Origin of the sequence: Bacillus sp. M6-12 (assembly GCF_002860285.1) — a bacterium.
GTDB lineage: Bacteria > Bacillota > Bacilli > Bacillales > DSM-1321 > Peribacillus.
Genome location: NZ_PGVF01000024.1, coordinates 22568 through 38928, shown reverse-complemented (window position 1 = coordinate 38928; position 16361 = coordinate 22568). Strand labels below are relative to the sequence as shown.

Below are 16361 nucleotides of genomic sequence, written 5' to 3'. Positions count from 1 at the left end.
AGATTACCCCTCCTTCTTTTCTGATACTACGATAGTAATATGACTAGTACGTTTATTAATTGCGCTTGCACGTCCCATTGCACGTGGACGGAAACGCTTCAGTGTTGGTCCTTCATTTACATATGCTTCTGTAATAACCAGGTTATTAACATCCATGTCGTAGTTGTGTTCTGCGTTAGCAACAGCAGATTTTAACACTTTTTCTACAACCGGAGAAGCAGCTTTTGGAGTGAAACGAAGAATTGCCACAGCTTCGCCTACTTGCTTGCCTCGGATTAAATCAGCTACTAAACGGACTTTACGAGGAGCAATACGGACTGTTCTAGCAATAGCTTTTGCTTGCATGAGTTGCCCTCCTCTCATTAACGTCTTGTTTTCTTATCGTCACTTGCGTGACCTTTGTAAGTACGTGTAGGCGCGAATTCGCCCAGTTTGTGACCTACCATGTCTTCAGTTACATAAACCGGTACGTGTTTACGACCATCATAGACAGCGATTGTATGACCGATGAATTGCGGGAAGATTGTTGAACGGCGAGACCAAGTTTTTACAACTTGCTTCTTGTCTGTTTCATTCAGTTTTTCAACCTTGACCATCAAATGCTCATCAACGAATGGTCCTTTTTTCAAACTGCGACCCATGTAAGTGCCTCCCTTCGTGATTGTTCTACGGTTCGTTTTGTGAACCGTAGTTCAACCCCGTTATTTTTTACGACGACGTACGATAAACTTGTCGGATTTATTCTTCTTCTTACGAGTCTTAGCACCAAGAGTTGGTTTACCCCATGGAGACATTGGTGACTTACGCCCGATTGGGGAACGTCCTTCACCACCACCGTGCGGGTGATCGTTAGGGTTCATTACAGATCCACGAACTGTTGGGCGTTTGCCTAACCAGCGAGAACGACCTGCTTTACCAATGTTGATAAGTTCGTGCTGCTCATTACCAACTTGACCAACAGTAGCGCGGCAAGTAGCAAGAATCATGCGAACTTCTCCAGAGTTTAAACGCACAAGAACATAACGGCCTTCTTTACCAAGAACCTGTGCAGAAGTACCTGCAGAACGAACTAATTGTCCGCCTTTTCCTGGTTTAAGTTCAATGTTGTGTACTACAGTACCAACTGGAATGTTAGCTAGTGGTAGTGCATTCCCCACTTTAATGTCTGCCTCAGGGCCTGACATAATCTCCAAACCTACTACTAGGTTTTTTGGAGCAAGGATATAACGCTTTTCACCATCAACGTAATTAATTAATGCAATATTTGCAGAACGGTTTGGATCGTATTCAATAGTAGCAACGCGTCCAGGTATACCATCTTTATCGCGCTTAAAGTCGATAACACGGTACTGACGCTTATGGCCGCCACCTTGATGACGAACAGTTAACTTACCTTGGTTGTTACGGCCGCCTTTTCTCTTTAAAGGAGCTAGAAGTGACTTTTCTGGTGTGCTTGTAGTGATTTCAGCAAAATCAGAAACTGTCATTCCACGTCGACCGTTAGAGGTAGGTTTATACTTTTTAATCGCCATTGTATTTCCCTCCTTCTTTTATGAATTAAGCTTCAAATAGTTCGATTTCTTTGCTGTCAGCAGTTAATTTAACAATTGCTTTACGGCGCTTGTTAGTGTAGCCTGCATGTTTACCCATGCGCTTGAATTTACCTTTGTAGTTCATGATGTTAACCTTATCAACTTCTACGCCAAAGATTTCTTGAACAGCATCTTTAACTTGAGTTTTATTAGCTCTTACATCAACTTCAAAAGTATATTTCTTTTCAGCCATTAAGTCTGAAGAACGTTCTGTGATTACGGGGCGCTTAATGATATCGCGTGCATCCATTATGCAAGCACCTCCTCTACTTTTTCAACAGCTGACTTAGTCATGATCAATTTGTTGTGTGATACAACATCAAGAACATTTAGGCCAGCAGCTTCTACAACTGTAACTCCAGGGATGTTACGTGCAGAAAGAGCAACTTTCTCATCTAGACCGTCAGTTACGATTAACGCCTTAGTGTCTACAGAAAGACCTTTTAGAACAGCTGTAAATTCTTTTGTCTTTGGAGCTTCAAAAGCAAGGTTTTCAAGAACAATAATTTCTTGTTCTAATGCTTTAGCAGATAATGCTGATTTAATAGCTAAACGACGCATTTTCTTAGGCATTTTATAGCTGTAAGAACGTGGTGTTGGTCCGAAGACAGTACCACCGCCGCGCCATTGTGGTGAACGGATAGAACCTTGACGCGCACGTCCAGTTCCTTTTTGACGCCATGGTTTACGTCCGCCGCCTGCAACTTCAGAACGGTTTTTAACTTTGTGGTTTCCTTGACGAAGTGATGCTCTTTGCATGATGATCGCTTCGAATAATACGTGGTTATTTGGTTCAATACCAAAGATTGAATCGTTTAGCTCAATATCGCCAACTTGCGATCCAGCTTGGTTGAACATTGTAACTTTTGGCATTCTAATGCTCCTCCTTCCTTAAATGATTATTACGCTTTAACCGCAGTTTTAACTTTTAATAGAGCTTTTTTAGCACCAGGAACGTTTCCTTTGATTAAAAGCAAGTTGCGTTCTACGTCAACCTTAACGATTGTTAAGTTTTGAACAGTGATCTGTTCTCCACCCATACGTCCAGGCAATAGTTTGTTTTTGAATACACGGTTTGGAGCAACCGGACCCATTGAACCTGGGCGGCGGTGGTAACGGGAGCCGTGAGCCATTGGTCCGCGAGATTGTCCGTGGCGCTTGATAACACCTTGGAAACCTTTACCTTTAGATACTCCTGTTACATCTACTACATCGCCCTCAGCGAAAATATCAACTTTGACTTCCTGACCCATTTCAACTCCGTCAAAATCACGGAATTCGCGAATGAAGCGCTTAGGTGCAGTATTAGCTTTTGCGACGTGGCCTTTAGCAGGTTTGTTAGAAAGCTTTTCACGCTTATCTTCAAAACCGATCTGAACTGCTTCGTAGCCGTCTGATTCAACAGTCTTCTTTTGAAGAACAACGTTATTAGCAGCTTCTACTACAGTTACAGGAATAAGTTCACCGTTCTCAGCAAATACTTGCGTCATACCGATCTTTCTTCCTAAGATTCCTTTGGTCATTAGTCACACCTCCTATAATGTTTTGTTTTTATATGAATTACAGTTTAATTTCAATGTCAACACCAGACGGCAAATCTAAACGCATTAATGAATCAACTGTTTGTGGAGTTGGGTTCACGATATCGATTAGACGCTTGTGTGTACGCATCTCGAATTGCTCACGAGAATCTTTGTATTTATGAACCGCACGAAGGATTGTGTAAACAGATCTTTCAGTAGGTAGTGGGATCGGGCCGGATACAGCCGCACCAGAACGCTTTGCAGTTTCTACAATTTTCTCAGCAGATTGATCAAGAATCCTGTGATCATATGCTTTCAAACGGATACGAATTTTTTGTTTTGCCATTATTTTCCCTCCTTTTCGCCTATTTTTTAAATAGACTTTCTCAGTGAAAATTTCCCACACACTCGCCATGGCAAAGCGGCCGGGTGTGTCAGCAACCTTCCACATCATCGCAGTCAAAGACCAACATTGTCTATTATACATAAAACACACAGAACATGCAAGTGTATATTACATTTTCTATGCGCTGCACACTTTTACTATTATACATAGGCACGTATACTTTTTCAAGACAATCTTTTAAATGAGTTATTGTAATTATTTTCTTCTATTATATAAGTAAATTGGAGATCAGTTGGAGGCAGCTTATGTAACGTTCTTTCAGAACAAGCGTTCAATGCCCTTTAAAAGAATCACCCGAATAAAATAGTTTTCCGAGTAAAAAAATCTGGTGGCGATTAAAAATCACATTTATCTTTCTATTACTTTACCTTCACCGTTCTTTGATTGGACTTTCTTTATTTTGAAATGTTAACCGATCAACTTCAGGCCCAATCTTCCTTTTTGGTTCAGATCTTTCTTTATAGTAAAATTTCTGCAGCAAAAAAGAGCAGACGGCGTCCCGTCTGCTCTTTCGCAAAACCTAAAAGGTTTTTAGATTACTCTTGAATTGTAGCAACTACGCCAGCGCCTACAGTACGTCCACCCTCACGGATAGAGAACTTAGTACCTTCTTCGATAGCGATAGGAGCGATTAGTTCAACAGTCATTTCAATATTGTCGCCAGGCATAACCATTTCTACACCTTCAGGAAGGTTGCAGATACCAGTTACGTCAGTTGTACGGAAGTAGAACTGTGGGCGGTAGTTTGTGAAGAATGGAGTATGACGTCCACCTTCTTCTTTAGAAAGAACATAAACTTCTGCTTTGAACTTTGTGTGTGGCTTAATTGTTCCTGGCTTAGCAAGAACTTGTCCACGTTGGATTTCTTCACGTGATACACCACGAAGAAGAGCACCAATGTTATCTCCAGCTTCAGCGTAGTCAAGAAGCTTACGGAACATTTCAACACCAGTTACAGTTGTTGGCTTTGGCTCTTCTGTGAAACCAGTGATTTCAACAGTGTCACCAACTTTTACTTGTCCACGCTCAACACGTCCTGTAGCAACAGTACCACGGCCAGTGATTGAGAAAACGTCCTCAACAGGCATCATGAATGGCTTTTCAGTGTCACGAGTTGGAGTTGGAATGTATTCGTCAACAGCTGTCATAAGCTCAACGATTTTTTCTTCCCAAGCAGAGTCGCCTTCTAGAGCTTTAAGAGCAGAACCTTTGATAACAGGAATGTCATCGCCAGGGAACTCATATTCAGAAAGAAGGTCACGGATTTCCATTTCTACTAATTCAAGAAGCTCTTCGTCGTCAACCATGTCACACTTGTTCATGAAAACAACAAGGTAAGGTACACCTACTTGACGAGAAAGAAGGATGTGCTCACGAGTTTGTGGCATTGGGCCATCAGCAGCAGATACTACAAGGATTCCGCCGTCCATTTGTGCAGCTCCAGTGATCATGTTCTTAACATAGTCAGCGTGTCCTGGGCAGTCAACGTGTGCGTAGTGACGACTAGCAGTTTCATACTCAACGTGTGCAGTAGAGATTGTGATACCACGCTCTCTTTCTTCTGGAGCAGCGTCGATTTGATCGTAAGCGCGTGCTTCAGCTCCACCTGCTTTAGCAAGTACAGTTGTAATAGCAGCTGTTAAAGTAGTTTTACCATGGTCAACGTGACCAATTGTACCGATATTAACGTGCGGTTTAGAGCGGTCGAATTTAGCTTTTCCCATTAGGAAATTCCTCCTTAAAATTATATATAGATTAAGTATAGGTGCTATGAAAGCCCAAGAAGTGCACTTTCATAGCTTACATAAGTAGTTATACTTTAATAAGAGATGAAAATCAATTATTCACCTTTATTTTTTTTGATAATTTCTTCAGAAATGCTCTTAGGTACTTCTTCGTAGTGATCGAAGTGCATAGAGAATGTTCCGCGCCCTTGAGTGTTAGAACGTAATGAAGTAGCATATCCGAACATTTCAGATAGTGGAACCATCGCGCGTACAACTTGTGCGTTACCGCGAGCTTCCATACCTTCTACACGGCCGCGGCGAGATGTAATATCACCCATGATATCTCCCAAATATTCTTCAGGAATAACTACTTCGACTTTCATAATTGGCTCAAGGATTACTGGGTTACATTTTGAAGCAGCGTTTTTCAATGCCATAGAAGCAGCGATCTTAAACGCCATTTCGTTGGAGTCAACATCATGGTAAGACCCGTCAAATAAACGAGCTTTAATGTCTACTAATGGGAAGCCAGCAAGAACTCCATTATCCAATGAATCTTGTAGTCCAGCTTGTACAGCAGGAATGTATTCACGAGGAACAACCCCACCTACAATACCGTTTTCAAACTCAAAGCCTTTTCCTTCTTCGTTTGGAGAGAATTCGATCCAAACATGTCCGAATTGTCCGCGTCCGCCTGACTGACGTACGAACTTACCTTCAACCTGTGCAGATCCACGGAAAGTTTCACGGTACGCAACCTGAGGAGCACCAACATTAGCTTCTACTTTGAATTCACGGCGCATACGATCAACGAGTATATCCAGGTGAAGTTCACCCATACCAGCAATGATTGTTTGTCCAGTTTCCTGGTCTGTATGTGCACGGAATGTTGGATCTTCTTCTTGCAGCTTTTGTAAAGCGTTTGACATTTTGTCTTGGTCCGCTTTAGATTTAGGTTCAACTGAAAGTGAGATAACTGGCTCTGGGAATACCATGGATTCAAGAATAACTTGATTCTTGTCATCACATAGAGTATCTCCAGTTGTAGTATCTTTCAAACCAACAGCAGCAGCGATATCCCCTGCATGTACTTCTGAGATTTCTTCACGGCTGTTTGCGTGCATTTGAAGGATACGTCCAATACGTTCACGCTTACCTTTAGTAGAGTTAATTACATATGAACCTGATTGCAATGTACCAGAGTACACACGGAAGAATGTAAGCTTTCCTACATAAGGGTCTGTCATAACCTTAAACGCAAGAGCTGCAAATGGCTCTTCGTCGCTTGATGGACGTGTTACTTCTTCTTCGGAATCCGGAAGAGTACCTTTAATAGCTGGTACGTCAATAGGAGCTGGAAGATAGTCAATAACTGCATCTAGCATTAATTGAACACCTTTGTTTTTGAATGCTGATCCACAGATTACAGGGAAGAATTCAACGTTTACTGTACCTTTACGAATAGCTGCTTTAAGCTCTTCCTTAGTGATTTCTTCACCGCCAAGGTATTTCTCCATTAATTCTTCGTCTAGTTCTGCCACAGCTTCTACTAGCTTTTCACGGTACTCATCAGCCTGCGCTCTGTATTCCTCAGGAATATCACGCACTTCGATATCAGTACCTAGGTCATTGCCGTAGAAAGTAGCGTTCATTTCAATTAAGTCGATGATCGCTTCGAACTCATCTTCAGCACCGATTGGAAGCTGAATTGGGTGTGCATTTGCTTGAAGACGTTCATGAATCGTTTTTACTGAATATAAGAAGTCAGCACCGATTTTGTCCATCTTGTTTACGAATACAACACGTGGTACTCCGTAAGTTGTAGCCTGGCGCCAAACTGTTTCAGTTTGAGGCTCAACACCTGACTGGGCATCAAGAACAGCAACTGCACCATCAAGTACACGCAAAGAACGTTCAACTTCAACTGTGAAGTCTACGTGTCCAGGTGTGTCGATGATGTTTACGCGGTGGCCTTTCCATGCTGCAGTAGTTGCTGCAGATGTAATAGTGATACCACGTTCTTGTTCCTGCTCCATCCAGTCCATCTGAGATGCACCTTCATGAGTTTCACCAATCTTGTGAATACGGCCAGTGTAATATAATACACGCTCAGTCGTAGTCGTTTTACCGGCATCGATGTGAGCCATGATGCCGATATTACGAGTATTAGCTAAGGAGAACTCTCTTGCCATTGGGGTATTTCTCCTTCCATATATGGGTAATAGTGTTTGGTTGGATTTTACCAGCGATAGTGAGCAAATGCTTTATTTGCTTCAGCCATTTTATGAGTATCTTCACGTTTCTTAACAGAAGCACCAGTGTTGTTAGCTGCGTCAAGAATTTCGTTAGCCAAACGCTCTTCCATCGTTTTTTCTCCACGTGAACGAGAGTAGTTAACTAACCAGCGAAGACCAAGAGTTGAACGGCGGTCAGGGCGTACCTCCACAGGTACTTGGTAGTTTGCACCACCTACACGACGTGCTCTTACTTCAAGTACAGGCATGATGTTCTTAAGTGCTTGATCAAACACTTCGATTGCATCTTTGCCACTACGTTCTGCAATGATATCAAATGCTGAGTAAAGAATTTTTTGTGATTTACCTCTTTGTCCGTCAACCATCATTTTGTTGATCAAACGAGTCACAAGCTTTGAATTGTAAATTGGATCTGGCAATACATCTCTTTTTGAAACAGGTCCTTTACGAGGCATGAATGTTCCTCCTTTCAATAAGGTTCATATTTTTAGATTATTTTTTTGCTGCTTTCGGACGCTTCGTACCGTATTTAGAACGGCTTTGCATACGGTTGTTAACACCAGCAGTGTCAAGCGCACCACGAACGATGTGATAACGTACCCCTGGTAAGTCCTTTACACGTCCACCGCGGATAAGTACCACACTGTGTTCTTGTAGGTTGTGACCGATACCTGGGATATAAGCTGTTACCTCGATACCGTTAGTCAAACGTACACGCGCATATTTACGCAATGCTGAGTTTGGTTTCTTCGGTGTCATAGTACCAACACGCGTACATACACCACGCTTTTGTGGAGATGAAACGTTTGTTTGTGCTTTCTTAAAGCTGTTGTAGCCTTTGTTTAGCGCTGGAGATTTTGACTTCTCTTCTTTAGACTCGCGTCCTCTGCGCACCAATTGATTAATTGTAGGCATTGTTTTGTCCTCCCTTCACTTTTTCGTTCTAGTACCACACATCCAGGTGGTTCATAAATGAGCAAAAACAAAGTTTTTGCAGAATATCCACAAAAACAGTTTTACTTTTTAATGGCAACAGCTGCTGCTCCGACATCAATTCCACAAGCTTTTCCAAGCATTTGCATCGAATCAACATATGTGATTGGAACTCCTGAATCCCGTGCGTTCATCTCAATCTTTGCTGTCAGCATTCTGTCAGCATCGCGGGAGATTACTACTTCTTGAATCAGATTGTTCTTAAGAGCTCTCACTGTTTGTTTCGTTCCTACAATCACTGACTTTGCCTGTAGCACTTTTTCATAAGACATATTTCATATCCTCCAAAGCAACAGGGTATTATAGGAGCACCTTTGCTATAGTAACATCCCTAGGCACTATATGTCAACTTACTTTTTAAAAAAACTTTAATAACTCTCCCATACTTTAAAAAGGAAGACCGGTGAGAGATCACCGGCCTTTTTTGTTAATACTTTAAATACTAATTACCATCAATCAACAGATACAGTTTCCTCACTTGCATCTTCTGCAAGAACCGGTCTTGCTTTTCTGTATCGTGTCATACCAGTTCCGGCTGGAACCAGCTTACCGATAATAACGTTTTCCTTTAAGCCCAGCAATTCATCGCGCTTGCCTTTGATTGCCGCATCAGTAAGGACACGAGTTGTCTCCTGGAACGATGCTGCAGAAAGGAATGAATCAGTTTCAAGCGAAGCTTTCGTGATACCAAGCAATACTGGACGGCCTGTAGCAGGCAGCCTGCCTTCAAGTAAAGCAGATGTATTGGCAGCAGTGAATTGGTGAACATCCAGAAGCGTTCCTGGAAGGACATCGGTTTCACCCGCATCAATGACACGCACTTTACGCATCATTTGCCTTACCATTACTTCAATATGCTTATCTCCAATTTCAACACCCTGCATACGGTATACTTTTTGGACTTCACGCAGCAGATATTCCTGAACAGACAATACATCTTTTACTTTCAGCAATTCTTTCGGATCAATAGAACCTTCTGTTAATTCCTGTCCGCGCAAGACGTGCGAGTCAACTGTTACCTTCAATCGCGCTGTATATGGCGCAGTAAATGTGCGTGATTCAACTTCGCCCTGGATAACAATTTCCTGCTGTTTATCCTTGACCTCATTGATAGCCACAACTGTACCTTCAATTTCGGTAATCAAGGCCTGACCTTTCGGATTTCTCGCTTCAAAAATTTCCTGAATACGAGGCAAACCTTGTGTAATATCGTCTCCGGCAACTCCGCCTGTATGGAATGTACGCATTGTCAGCTGTGTACCAGGTTCCCCGATAGATTGGGCAGCAATAATACCAACTGCTTCGCCAACCTCGACTTCCTGTCCAGTAGCGAGGTTACGTCCATAACATTTTTTACAAACACCATGGGAAGTATTGCATGTAAATGCAGAACGGATCCAGACTTCTTCAATACCGCTGTCTTCGATATACTTAGCCAGATCTTCAGTAATCAAGCCGTTTTCAGGAACAATCACTTCGTTAGTTTCCGGATGCCTGATTGTTTTTCTAGCGTGTCTGCCTACTAAGCGCTCTTCAAGTCTTTCGATGATCTCTGTGCCATCCTTAAGAGCCGAAATTTTAAGGCCTCGGTCTGTTCCGCAATCGTCGTCACGGACGATGACATCTTGGGCCACGTCAACAAGACGGCGGGTAAGGTAACCAGAATCTGCCGTTTTAAGAGCTGTATCTGCAAGTCCTTTACGGGCACCGTGTGTAGAAATAAAGTATTCCAAAACGGTTAAACCTTCACGGAAACTTGACTTGATAGGGAGCTCAATAATCCGGCCGGCCGGGTTGGCCATCAGTCCGCGCATACCTGCAAGCTGTGTAAAGTTTGAGGCATTACCACGGGCACCTGAATCACTCATCATAAAGATCGGGTTGGACGTATCCAAAGACTTCATAAGCTTCGCCTGGATATTATCCTTTGCCGCACTCCAAATGGAGATAACACGATCATAACGCTCGTCTTCAGTGATTAAACCGCGACGGAATTGTTTTAACACATTATCGACCTTTATTTGTGCTTCTTCGATGATCTTTGTTTTTTCTTCTAAAACTACAATGTCAGCCACACCTACTGTAATACCGGCACGTGTTGAATATCTAAAGCCCAGGTCCTTCATTCGGTCAAGCATTTTGGATGTTTCAGTGATTTTAAATCGCTTGAACACTTCCGCTATGATATTTCCAAGAATCTTCTTCTTGAATGGATCGATGATTTCCTGTGCTCTAATCTTTTCAATAACATTAGCGCCTTTTTCAACAAAGTAATGTCCAGGGGTCTTAACCTCTAAATTCTCACTTGTCGGCTCATTGATGTAAGGGAAAGATGCAGGAAGAATTTCATTGAAAACCAGCTTACCTACAGTCGTAATTAATAGCTGTTGGTTCTGCTCCTCGGTAAATGTCTCATTGTTTAGAGAAGATGCATGAACAGCTACACGAGAATGAAGATGTACATACCCATTTTGATAAGCAAGCAGTGCTTCATTTGTATCTTTGAAAATCATTCCTTCACCAACAGCACCAGCGCGTTCAAGGGTAAGGTAATAGTTACCTAATACCATATCCTGTGATGGTGTAACAACTGGCTTACCATCTTTAGGGTTCAAGATATTCTGGGCAGCAAGCATTAGCAGGCGAGCTTCTGCTTGTGCTTCTGAAGATAACGGAACGTGAACAGCCATTTGGTCACCGTCAAAGTCTGCATTGTATGCAGTACAAACAAGCGGATGCAAACGGATTGCACGGCCTTCAACCAATGTAGGTTCAAATGCCTGGATTCCTAGTCTATGAAGAGTCGGGGCACGGTTAAGCAGCACCGGATGCTCTTTAATTACTGATTCTAAAACGTCCCAAACCTCAGGCTGCAGCCTTTCGATTTTACGTTTTGCTGATTTAATATTATGGGCCAATCCTTTTTGTACCAATTCCTTCATCACGAACGGCTTGAAAAGCTCAATGGCCATTTCCTTCGGAAGTCCGCATTGATACATTTTAAGGTTAGGGCCTACAACGATAACAGAACGTCCTGAATAGTCTACACGCTTACCAAGAAGGTTTTGACGGAAACGGCCCTGCTTACCTTTTAGCATATGAGACAAGGATTTCAAAGGCCTGTTACCAGGTCCCGTTACCGGACGTCCGCGGCGGCCGTTATCAATCAGCGCATCTACCGCTTCTTGAAGCATACGCTTTTCGTTTTGAACAATAATGCTTGGCGCTCCAAGATCCAACAGTCTTTTCAGACGGTTGTTACGGTTGATTACCCGGCGGTACAGATCGTTTAAGTCAGAAGTCGCAAAACGTCCGCCATCCAATTGTACCATCGGACGCAGCTCCGGCGGGATGACCGGAAGTACATCAAGAATCATCCATGAAGGGTCGTTGCCTGAATTTCTAAAAGCTTCAAGGACTTCAAGACGCTTGATCGCACGAGTTCTTCTTTGTCCCTGAGCAGTTTTCAGTTCTTCTTTTAATGATTCAACTTCTTTTTCAGTATCGATATCTGATAACAGCTTTTTGATTGCTTCAGCACCCATTCCAGCTTGGAACTTTGTTCCGTACTTTTCGCGGTATGCACGGTATTCTTTTTCAGATAAAAGCTGTTTCTTCTCTAATGCAGTATCCCCTGTTTCAGTTACTACATATGAAGCGAAGTAAATAACTTCCTCTAAAGCCCGGGGGGACATGTCAAGGACAAGTCCCATCCGGCTTGGAATACCTTTGAAATACCAGATGTGTGATACTGGGGCAGCAAGCTCGATATGTCCCATACGCTCACGGCGAACCTTGGCACGCGTTACTTCAACACCGCAACGGTCACAGACTACGCCTTTATAACGTACACGCTTATACTTTCCGCAATGGCATTCCCAATCTTTTTGAGGACCAAAAATCCTTTCGCAGAACAAGCCGTCCTTTTCAGGCTTTAATGTACGATAGTTAATCGTTTCAGGCTTCTTTACTTCGCCATGTGACCAAGAACGGATCTTGTCAGGCGAAGCAAGCCCGATTTTCATATACTCAAAATTATTAACATCTATCAAGGGGCCTACCTCCCTTTAATCTCAGGTTCTACTCTAACCTGACTTATCGTGAAGCTATTTGATTGTTTTTCGCTTATATATCAGTCTGTTATGACCGGATTAGATTTCGTTCCCGTTTCAGTTGCGACCAGATCCTTGCTCTCAGCATCAAGAGTCAGGGTATCTGCCTGATTTGCGTCATCATCATCTTCTGTGTCGAGCATCTCGATTTCTTTATCTTCTGCTGACATGATTTTGACATCCATACCCAAGCTTTGAAGTTCTTTTATCAATACTTTAAATGATTCTGGAACACCAGGCTCTGGAACGTTTTCGCCTTTGACGATGGCTTCATATGTTTTCACACGCCCAACAACGTCATCCGACTTAACGGTAAGGATTTCCTGAAGTGTATAAGCCGCACCATACGCTTCAAGAGCCCAAACCTCCATCTCACCGAAACGCTGTCCGCCGAACTGAGCTTTACCGCCCAGAGGCTGCTGCGTAACAAGAGAGTAAGGTCCAGTTGAACGGGCATGAAGCTTATCATCAACCATGTGAGCCAGCTTGATCATATACATGACGCCGACAGAAACGCGGTTATCGAACGGTTCACCCGAACGGCCATCATATAATACTGTTTTTGCATCAGCAGCCATTCCTGCTTCTTCGATGGTAGACCATACATCTTCTTCACGGGCACCGTCAAATACAGGCGATGCAACGTAAATTACGAGGGCTCTTGCTGCCATCCCAAGATGAAGCTCCAATACCTGCCCGATATTCATACGCGATGGAACCCCTAGAGGATTCAACATGATGTCTACCGGAGTGCCATCCGGAAGGAATGGCATATCTTCTTCAGGAAGGATGCGCGAGATAACACCCTTGTTACCGTGGCGCCCCGCCATTTTATCTCCTTCAGAGATTTTACGTTTTTGAACAATATACGCACGGACTAGTTGATTTACTCCCGGCGGAAGCTCATCTCCATCCTCACGGTTAAAGACTTTAACATCCAATACGATACCGCCGCCGCCGTGCGGAACACGAAGCGATGTATCGCGGACTTCACGTGCTTTTTCACCAAAGATGGCATGAAGCAGGCGTTCTTCAGCTGTTAGTTCAGTGACACCTTTTGGCGTTACTTTACCAACGAGAAGGTCTCCGTCCTTTACTTCAGCACCGATACGGATGATTCCGCGCTCATCAAGGTTGCGGAGCGCGTCTTCCCCGACGTTCGGGATGTCACGTGTGATTTCTTCAGGTCCAAGCTTCGTATCACGGGATTCAGATTCATATTCTTCAATATGAATAGAAGTATACACATCATCCTTTACAAGGCGTTCGCTCATGATGATCGCATCTTCATAGTTATAGCCATCCCAAGTCATGAAGGCAACAAGAACATTACGGCCAAGCGCTAATTCACCTTTTTCCATCGAAGGACCATCTGCAAGGATTTCTCCTTTCACAACCCGGTTGCCGACACTGACGATTGGGCGCTGGTTATAGCATGTTCCCTGGTTGGAACGAATAAATTTAAGCATGCGGTATTTATCTAAATCGCCTTTGACTTCCTGACCGTCGACCTCTTTGACGCGGCGTACCCAAACTTCACGGGCTTCCACATGCTCGACGATTCCATCGTGCTTACAGATGACAGCTGCGCCTGAGTCTTTACCGGATACATATTCCATACCCGTACCAACCCGTGGAGCTTCCGGCTGCATAAGGGGAACTGCTTGACGCTGCATGTTCGCTCCCATTAGTGCACGGTTTGAGTCATCGTTTTCAAGGAAAGGAATACAAGCTGTTGCGGCAGATACTACCTGCTTCGGCGAAACATCCATGTAATCCACGCGGTCGCGCGGAACAACTGTGTTCTCACCTCGGAAACGGGCTACGATATCTTCATCAACAAATGAACCATCATCAGATAGTCGGGCATTCGCCTGGGCAACTACATAGTTGTCCTCTTCGTCAGCAGTCATGTAATCAATGTTCTCTGTAATTTTCCCGGTTTCCGGATCTACGCGGCGGTAAGGTGTCTCAATGAATCCGAACCGGTTTACCTTTGCATAGCTGGAAAGGGAGTTAATAAGTCCAATGTTCGGTCCCTCAGGAGTTTCAATTGGACACATGCGGCCATAGTGAGAATAGTGAACGTCACGAACTTCAAAGCCTGCGCGCTCACGGGTTAATCCGCCAGGTCCTAACGCAGACAGACGGCGTTTATGAGTCAACTCAGCCAACGGGTTTGTCTGATCCATGAACTGAGACAACTGGGAGCTTCCGAAGAACTCCTTCATTGAAGCAATAACTGGACGTATATTAATTAACTGCTGTGGTGTTATGGTTGCTGTATCCTGAATAGACATTCTTTCGCGTACAACGCGTTCCATCCGTGATAAACCAATTCTGAATTGGTTTTGGAGCAGCTCGCCTACAGAACGAAGGCGGCGATTCCCTAAATGGTCAATGTCGTCTGTGTCACCAACCTGATGCAGCAAGTTAAAGAAGTAACTGATGGAAGAAATGATATCAGCAGGTGTAATATTCTTAACCTGGTCTGAAACATAAGCATTGCCAATTACATTGATTACTTTTTCACCTTCAGCATCACTTGGAGCATAAATCTTAATAGACTGAAGAAGTGTTTCTTCTTCTACAACTCCGCCTGCCGGATTAAAGGTTTGGAAACCAATCCCAGCTTCAAGGGAAGGAATAATCCGATCCAGGGTACGGCGGTCAAGAAGCGTCCCTTTTTCCACAATGATTTCCCCAGTTTCAGGGTCCACTAATGTTTCGGCTATTTTCTGGTTGAATAGGCGGTTCTTTATATGAAGCTTTTTATTAATTTTATAGCGGCCTACATTTGCTAGGTCGTATCTTTTTGGATCAAAGAAGCGCGTCACCAATAAGCTTTTTGCATTCTCAACCGTTGGCGGTTCACCAGGGCGGAGGCGCTCATAGATTTCCAGCAAAGCTTTCTCTGCGCTTTCAGTGTTATCTTTTTCAAGAGTATTTCTGATATACTCATTATCGCCGATTAAATCGATGATTTCCTGATCGGTACCAAAACCAAGCGCACGAAGAAGCACCGTTACCGGCAGTTTTCTTGTACGGTCAATTCTCACATAAACTATGTCTTTGGCGTCCGTCTCATATTCAAGCCAAGCACCGCGGTTAGGAATAACAGTTGCATTAAAACCACGCTTCCCGTTTTTATCCATTTTCCCGCTGTAATAAACACTTGGTGAACGCACTAACTGAGAAACGATTACCCGTTCTGCACCATTGATGACAAAGGTACCCGTTTCTGACATTAGAGGAAAATCACCCATGAATACATCCTGGTCTTTTACTTCCCCTGTTTCTTTATTAACAAGACGTACCTTCACACGAAGTGGAGCCGAATATGTAACATCCCGCTCTTTTGATTCCTCTACGGAGTACTTTGGATCTCCTAAGCTGTAATCAATGAAATCAAGAGCCAAGTTACCAGTAAAATCTTCAATTGGAGAAATATCCTGGAACATCTCTCTTAACCCTTCATCAAGAAACCATTGATAAGAAGCAGTCTGGATTTCGATTAAATTCGGTAACTCTAGGACCTCGCTAATTCTTGCATAACTTCTGCGCTGGCGGTGTCGTCCATACTGAACAAGTTGACCTGTCAACAGATTCACCCCTCAAATCAAGCGTAATAAGGATCTATTGCCTACCGGGATATCCCGCTAGACAAAAAGAAAATGGTTTTTGATAAAAAAACCACTATTTCACACAACTCGAACTATTATTTATATATTTTTTCCAGATTATCCATTTTTA

At 43.3% G+C, this 16361-nt stretch carries 14 protein-coding genes; all 14 read right to left on the bottom strand.

Annotated elements, in window-relative coordinates:
* Nucleotides 1-3 precede the first annotated feature (3 nt).
* Nucleotides 4-345 (bottom strand): 50S ribosomal protein L22, encoded by a 342-nt coding sequence (gene rplV, locus CVD28_RS22045; protein ID WP_101596681.1) that lies wholly within the window; start codon nucleotides 343-345, stop codon nucleotides 4-6.
* Between the two features lie 17 nt (nucleotides 346-362).
* Entirely contained in the window at nucleotides 363-641 is a 279-nt protein-coding gene (rpsS, locus tag CVD28_RS22040) for a 30S ribosomal protein S19 (RefSeq protein WP_101596679.1), read from the bottom strand.
* A gap of 60 nt (nucleotides 642-701) precedes the next feature.
* Entirely contained in the window at nucleotides 702-1532 is an 831-nt protein-coding gene (gene rplB / locus CVD28_RS22035; RefSeq protein ID WP_101596676.1) for a 50S ribosomal protein L2, read from the bottom strand.
* A 25-nt stretch (nucleotides 1533-1557) separates the two neighbouring features.
* A complete protein-coding gene (gene rplW / locus CVD28_RS22030) occupies nucleotides 1558-1845 on the bottom strand; it encodes a 50S ribosomal protein L23 (protein WP_180954273.1) in 288 nt (95 codons plus the stop codon).
* Nucleotides 1842-2465 carry a 50S ribosomal protein L4 gene (gene rplD / locus CVD28_RS22025; protein WP_101596671.1) on the bottom strand — a complete coding sequence of 208 codons (624 nt, stop codon included), beginning with the start codon at nucleotides 2463-2465 and terminating at the stop codon, nucleotides 1842-1844. The genes rplW and rplD overlap by 4 nt, the downstream gene beginning before the upstream one ends.
* A gap of 29 nt (nucleotides 2466-2494) precedes the next feature.
* Complete coding sequence (gene rplC / locus CVD28_RS22020) at nucleotides 2495-3115, bottom strand: 50S ribosomal protein L3 (RefSeq protein WP_101596668.1); 621 nt, start codon at nucleotides 3113-3115, stop codon at nucleotides 2495-2497.
* 37 nt (nucleotides 3116-3152) lie between these two features.
* Nucleotides 3153-3461: a 30S ribosomal protein S10 gene (gene rpsJ, locus CVD28_RS22015; RefSeq protein WP_019244375.1), complete on the bottom strand. Its 309-nt coding sequence runs from the start codon at nucleotides 3459-3461 to the stop codon at nucleotides 3153-3155.
* Nucleotides 3462-4057: 596 nt separating this feature from the next.
* Nucleotides 4058-5245 carry an elongation factor Tu gene (gene tuf / locus CVD28_RS22010; RefSeq protein WP_101596665.1) on the bottom strand — a complete coding sequence of 396 codons (1188 nt, stop codon included), beginning with the start codon at nucleotides 5243-5245 and terminating at the stop codon, nucleotides 4058-4060.
* Between the two features lie 116 nt (nucleotides 5246-5361).
* Entirely contained in the window at nucleotides 5362-7440 is a 2079-nt protein-coding gene (gene fusA / locus CVD28_RS22005; protein ID WP_101596663.1) for an elongation factor G, read from the bottom strand.
* A gap of 47 nt (nucleotides 7441-7487) precedes the next feature.
* Nucleotides 7488-7958, bottom strand: a complete 471-nt coding sequence (gene rpsG / locus CVD28_RS22000) for a 30S ribosomal protein S7 (RefSeq protein WP_101596661.1) — start codon at nucleotides 7956-7958, stop codon at nucleotides 7488-7490.
* Nucleotides 7959-7995: 37 nt separating this feature from the next.
* Nucleotides 7996-8418 carry a 30S ribosomal protein S12 gene (gene rpsL / locus CVD28_RS21995; RefSeq protein ID WP_101596658.1) on the bottom strand — a complete coding sequence of 141 codons (423 nt, stop codon included), beginning with the start codon at nucleotides 8416-8418 and terminating at the stop codon, nucleotides 7996-7998.
* A gap of 101 nt (nucleotides 8419-8519) precedes the next feature.
* Nucleotides 8520-8768: a 50S ribosomal protein L7ae-like protein gene (locus tag CVD28_RS21990; protein WP_101596655.1), complete on the bottom strand. Its 249-nt coding sequence runs from the start codon at nucleotides 8766-8768 to the stop codon at nucleotides 8520-8522.
* A 180-nt stretch (nucleotides 8769-8948) separates the two neighbouring features.
* Entirely contained in the window at nucleotides 8949-12548 is a 3600-nt protein-coding gene (rpoC, locus tag CVD28_RS21985; RefSeq protein ID WP_101596652.1) for a DNA-directed RNA polymerase subunit beta', read from the bottom strand.
* An 80-nt stretch (nucleotides 12549-12628) separates the two neighbouring features.
* Nucleotides 12629-16210 (bottom strand): DNA-directed RNA polymerase subunit beta, encoded by a 3582-nt coding sequence (rpoB, locus tag CVD28_RS21980; RefSeq protein ID WP_101596649.1) that lies wholly within the window; start codon nucleotides 16208-16210, stop codon nucleotides 12629-12631.
* Nucleotides 16211-16361 lie beyond the last annotated feature (151 nt).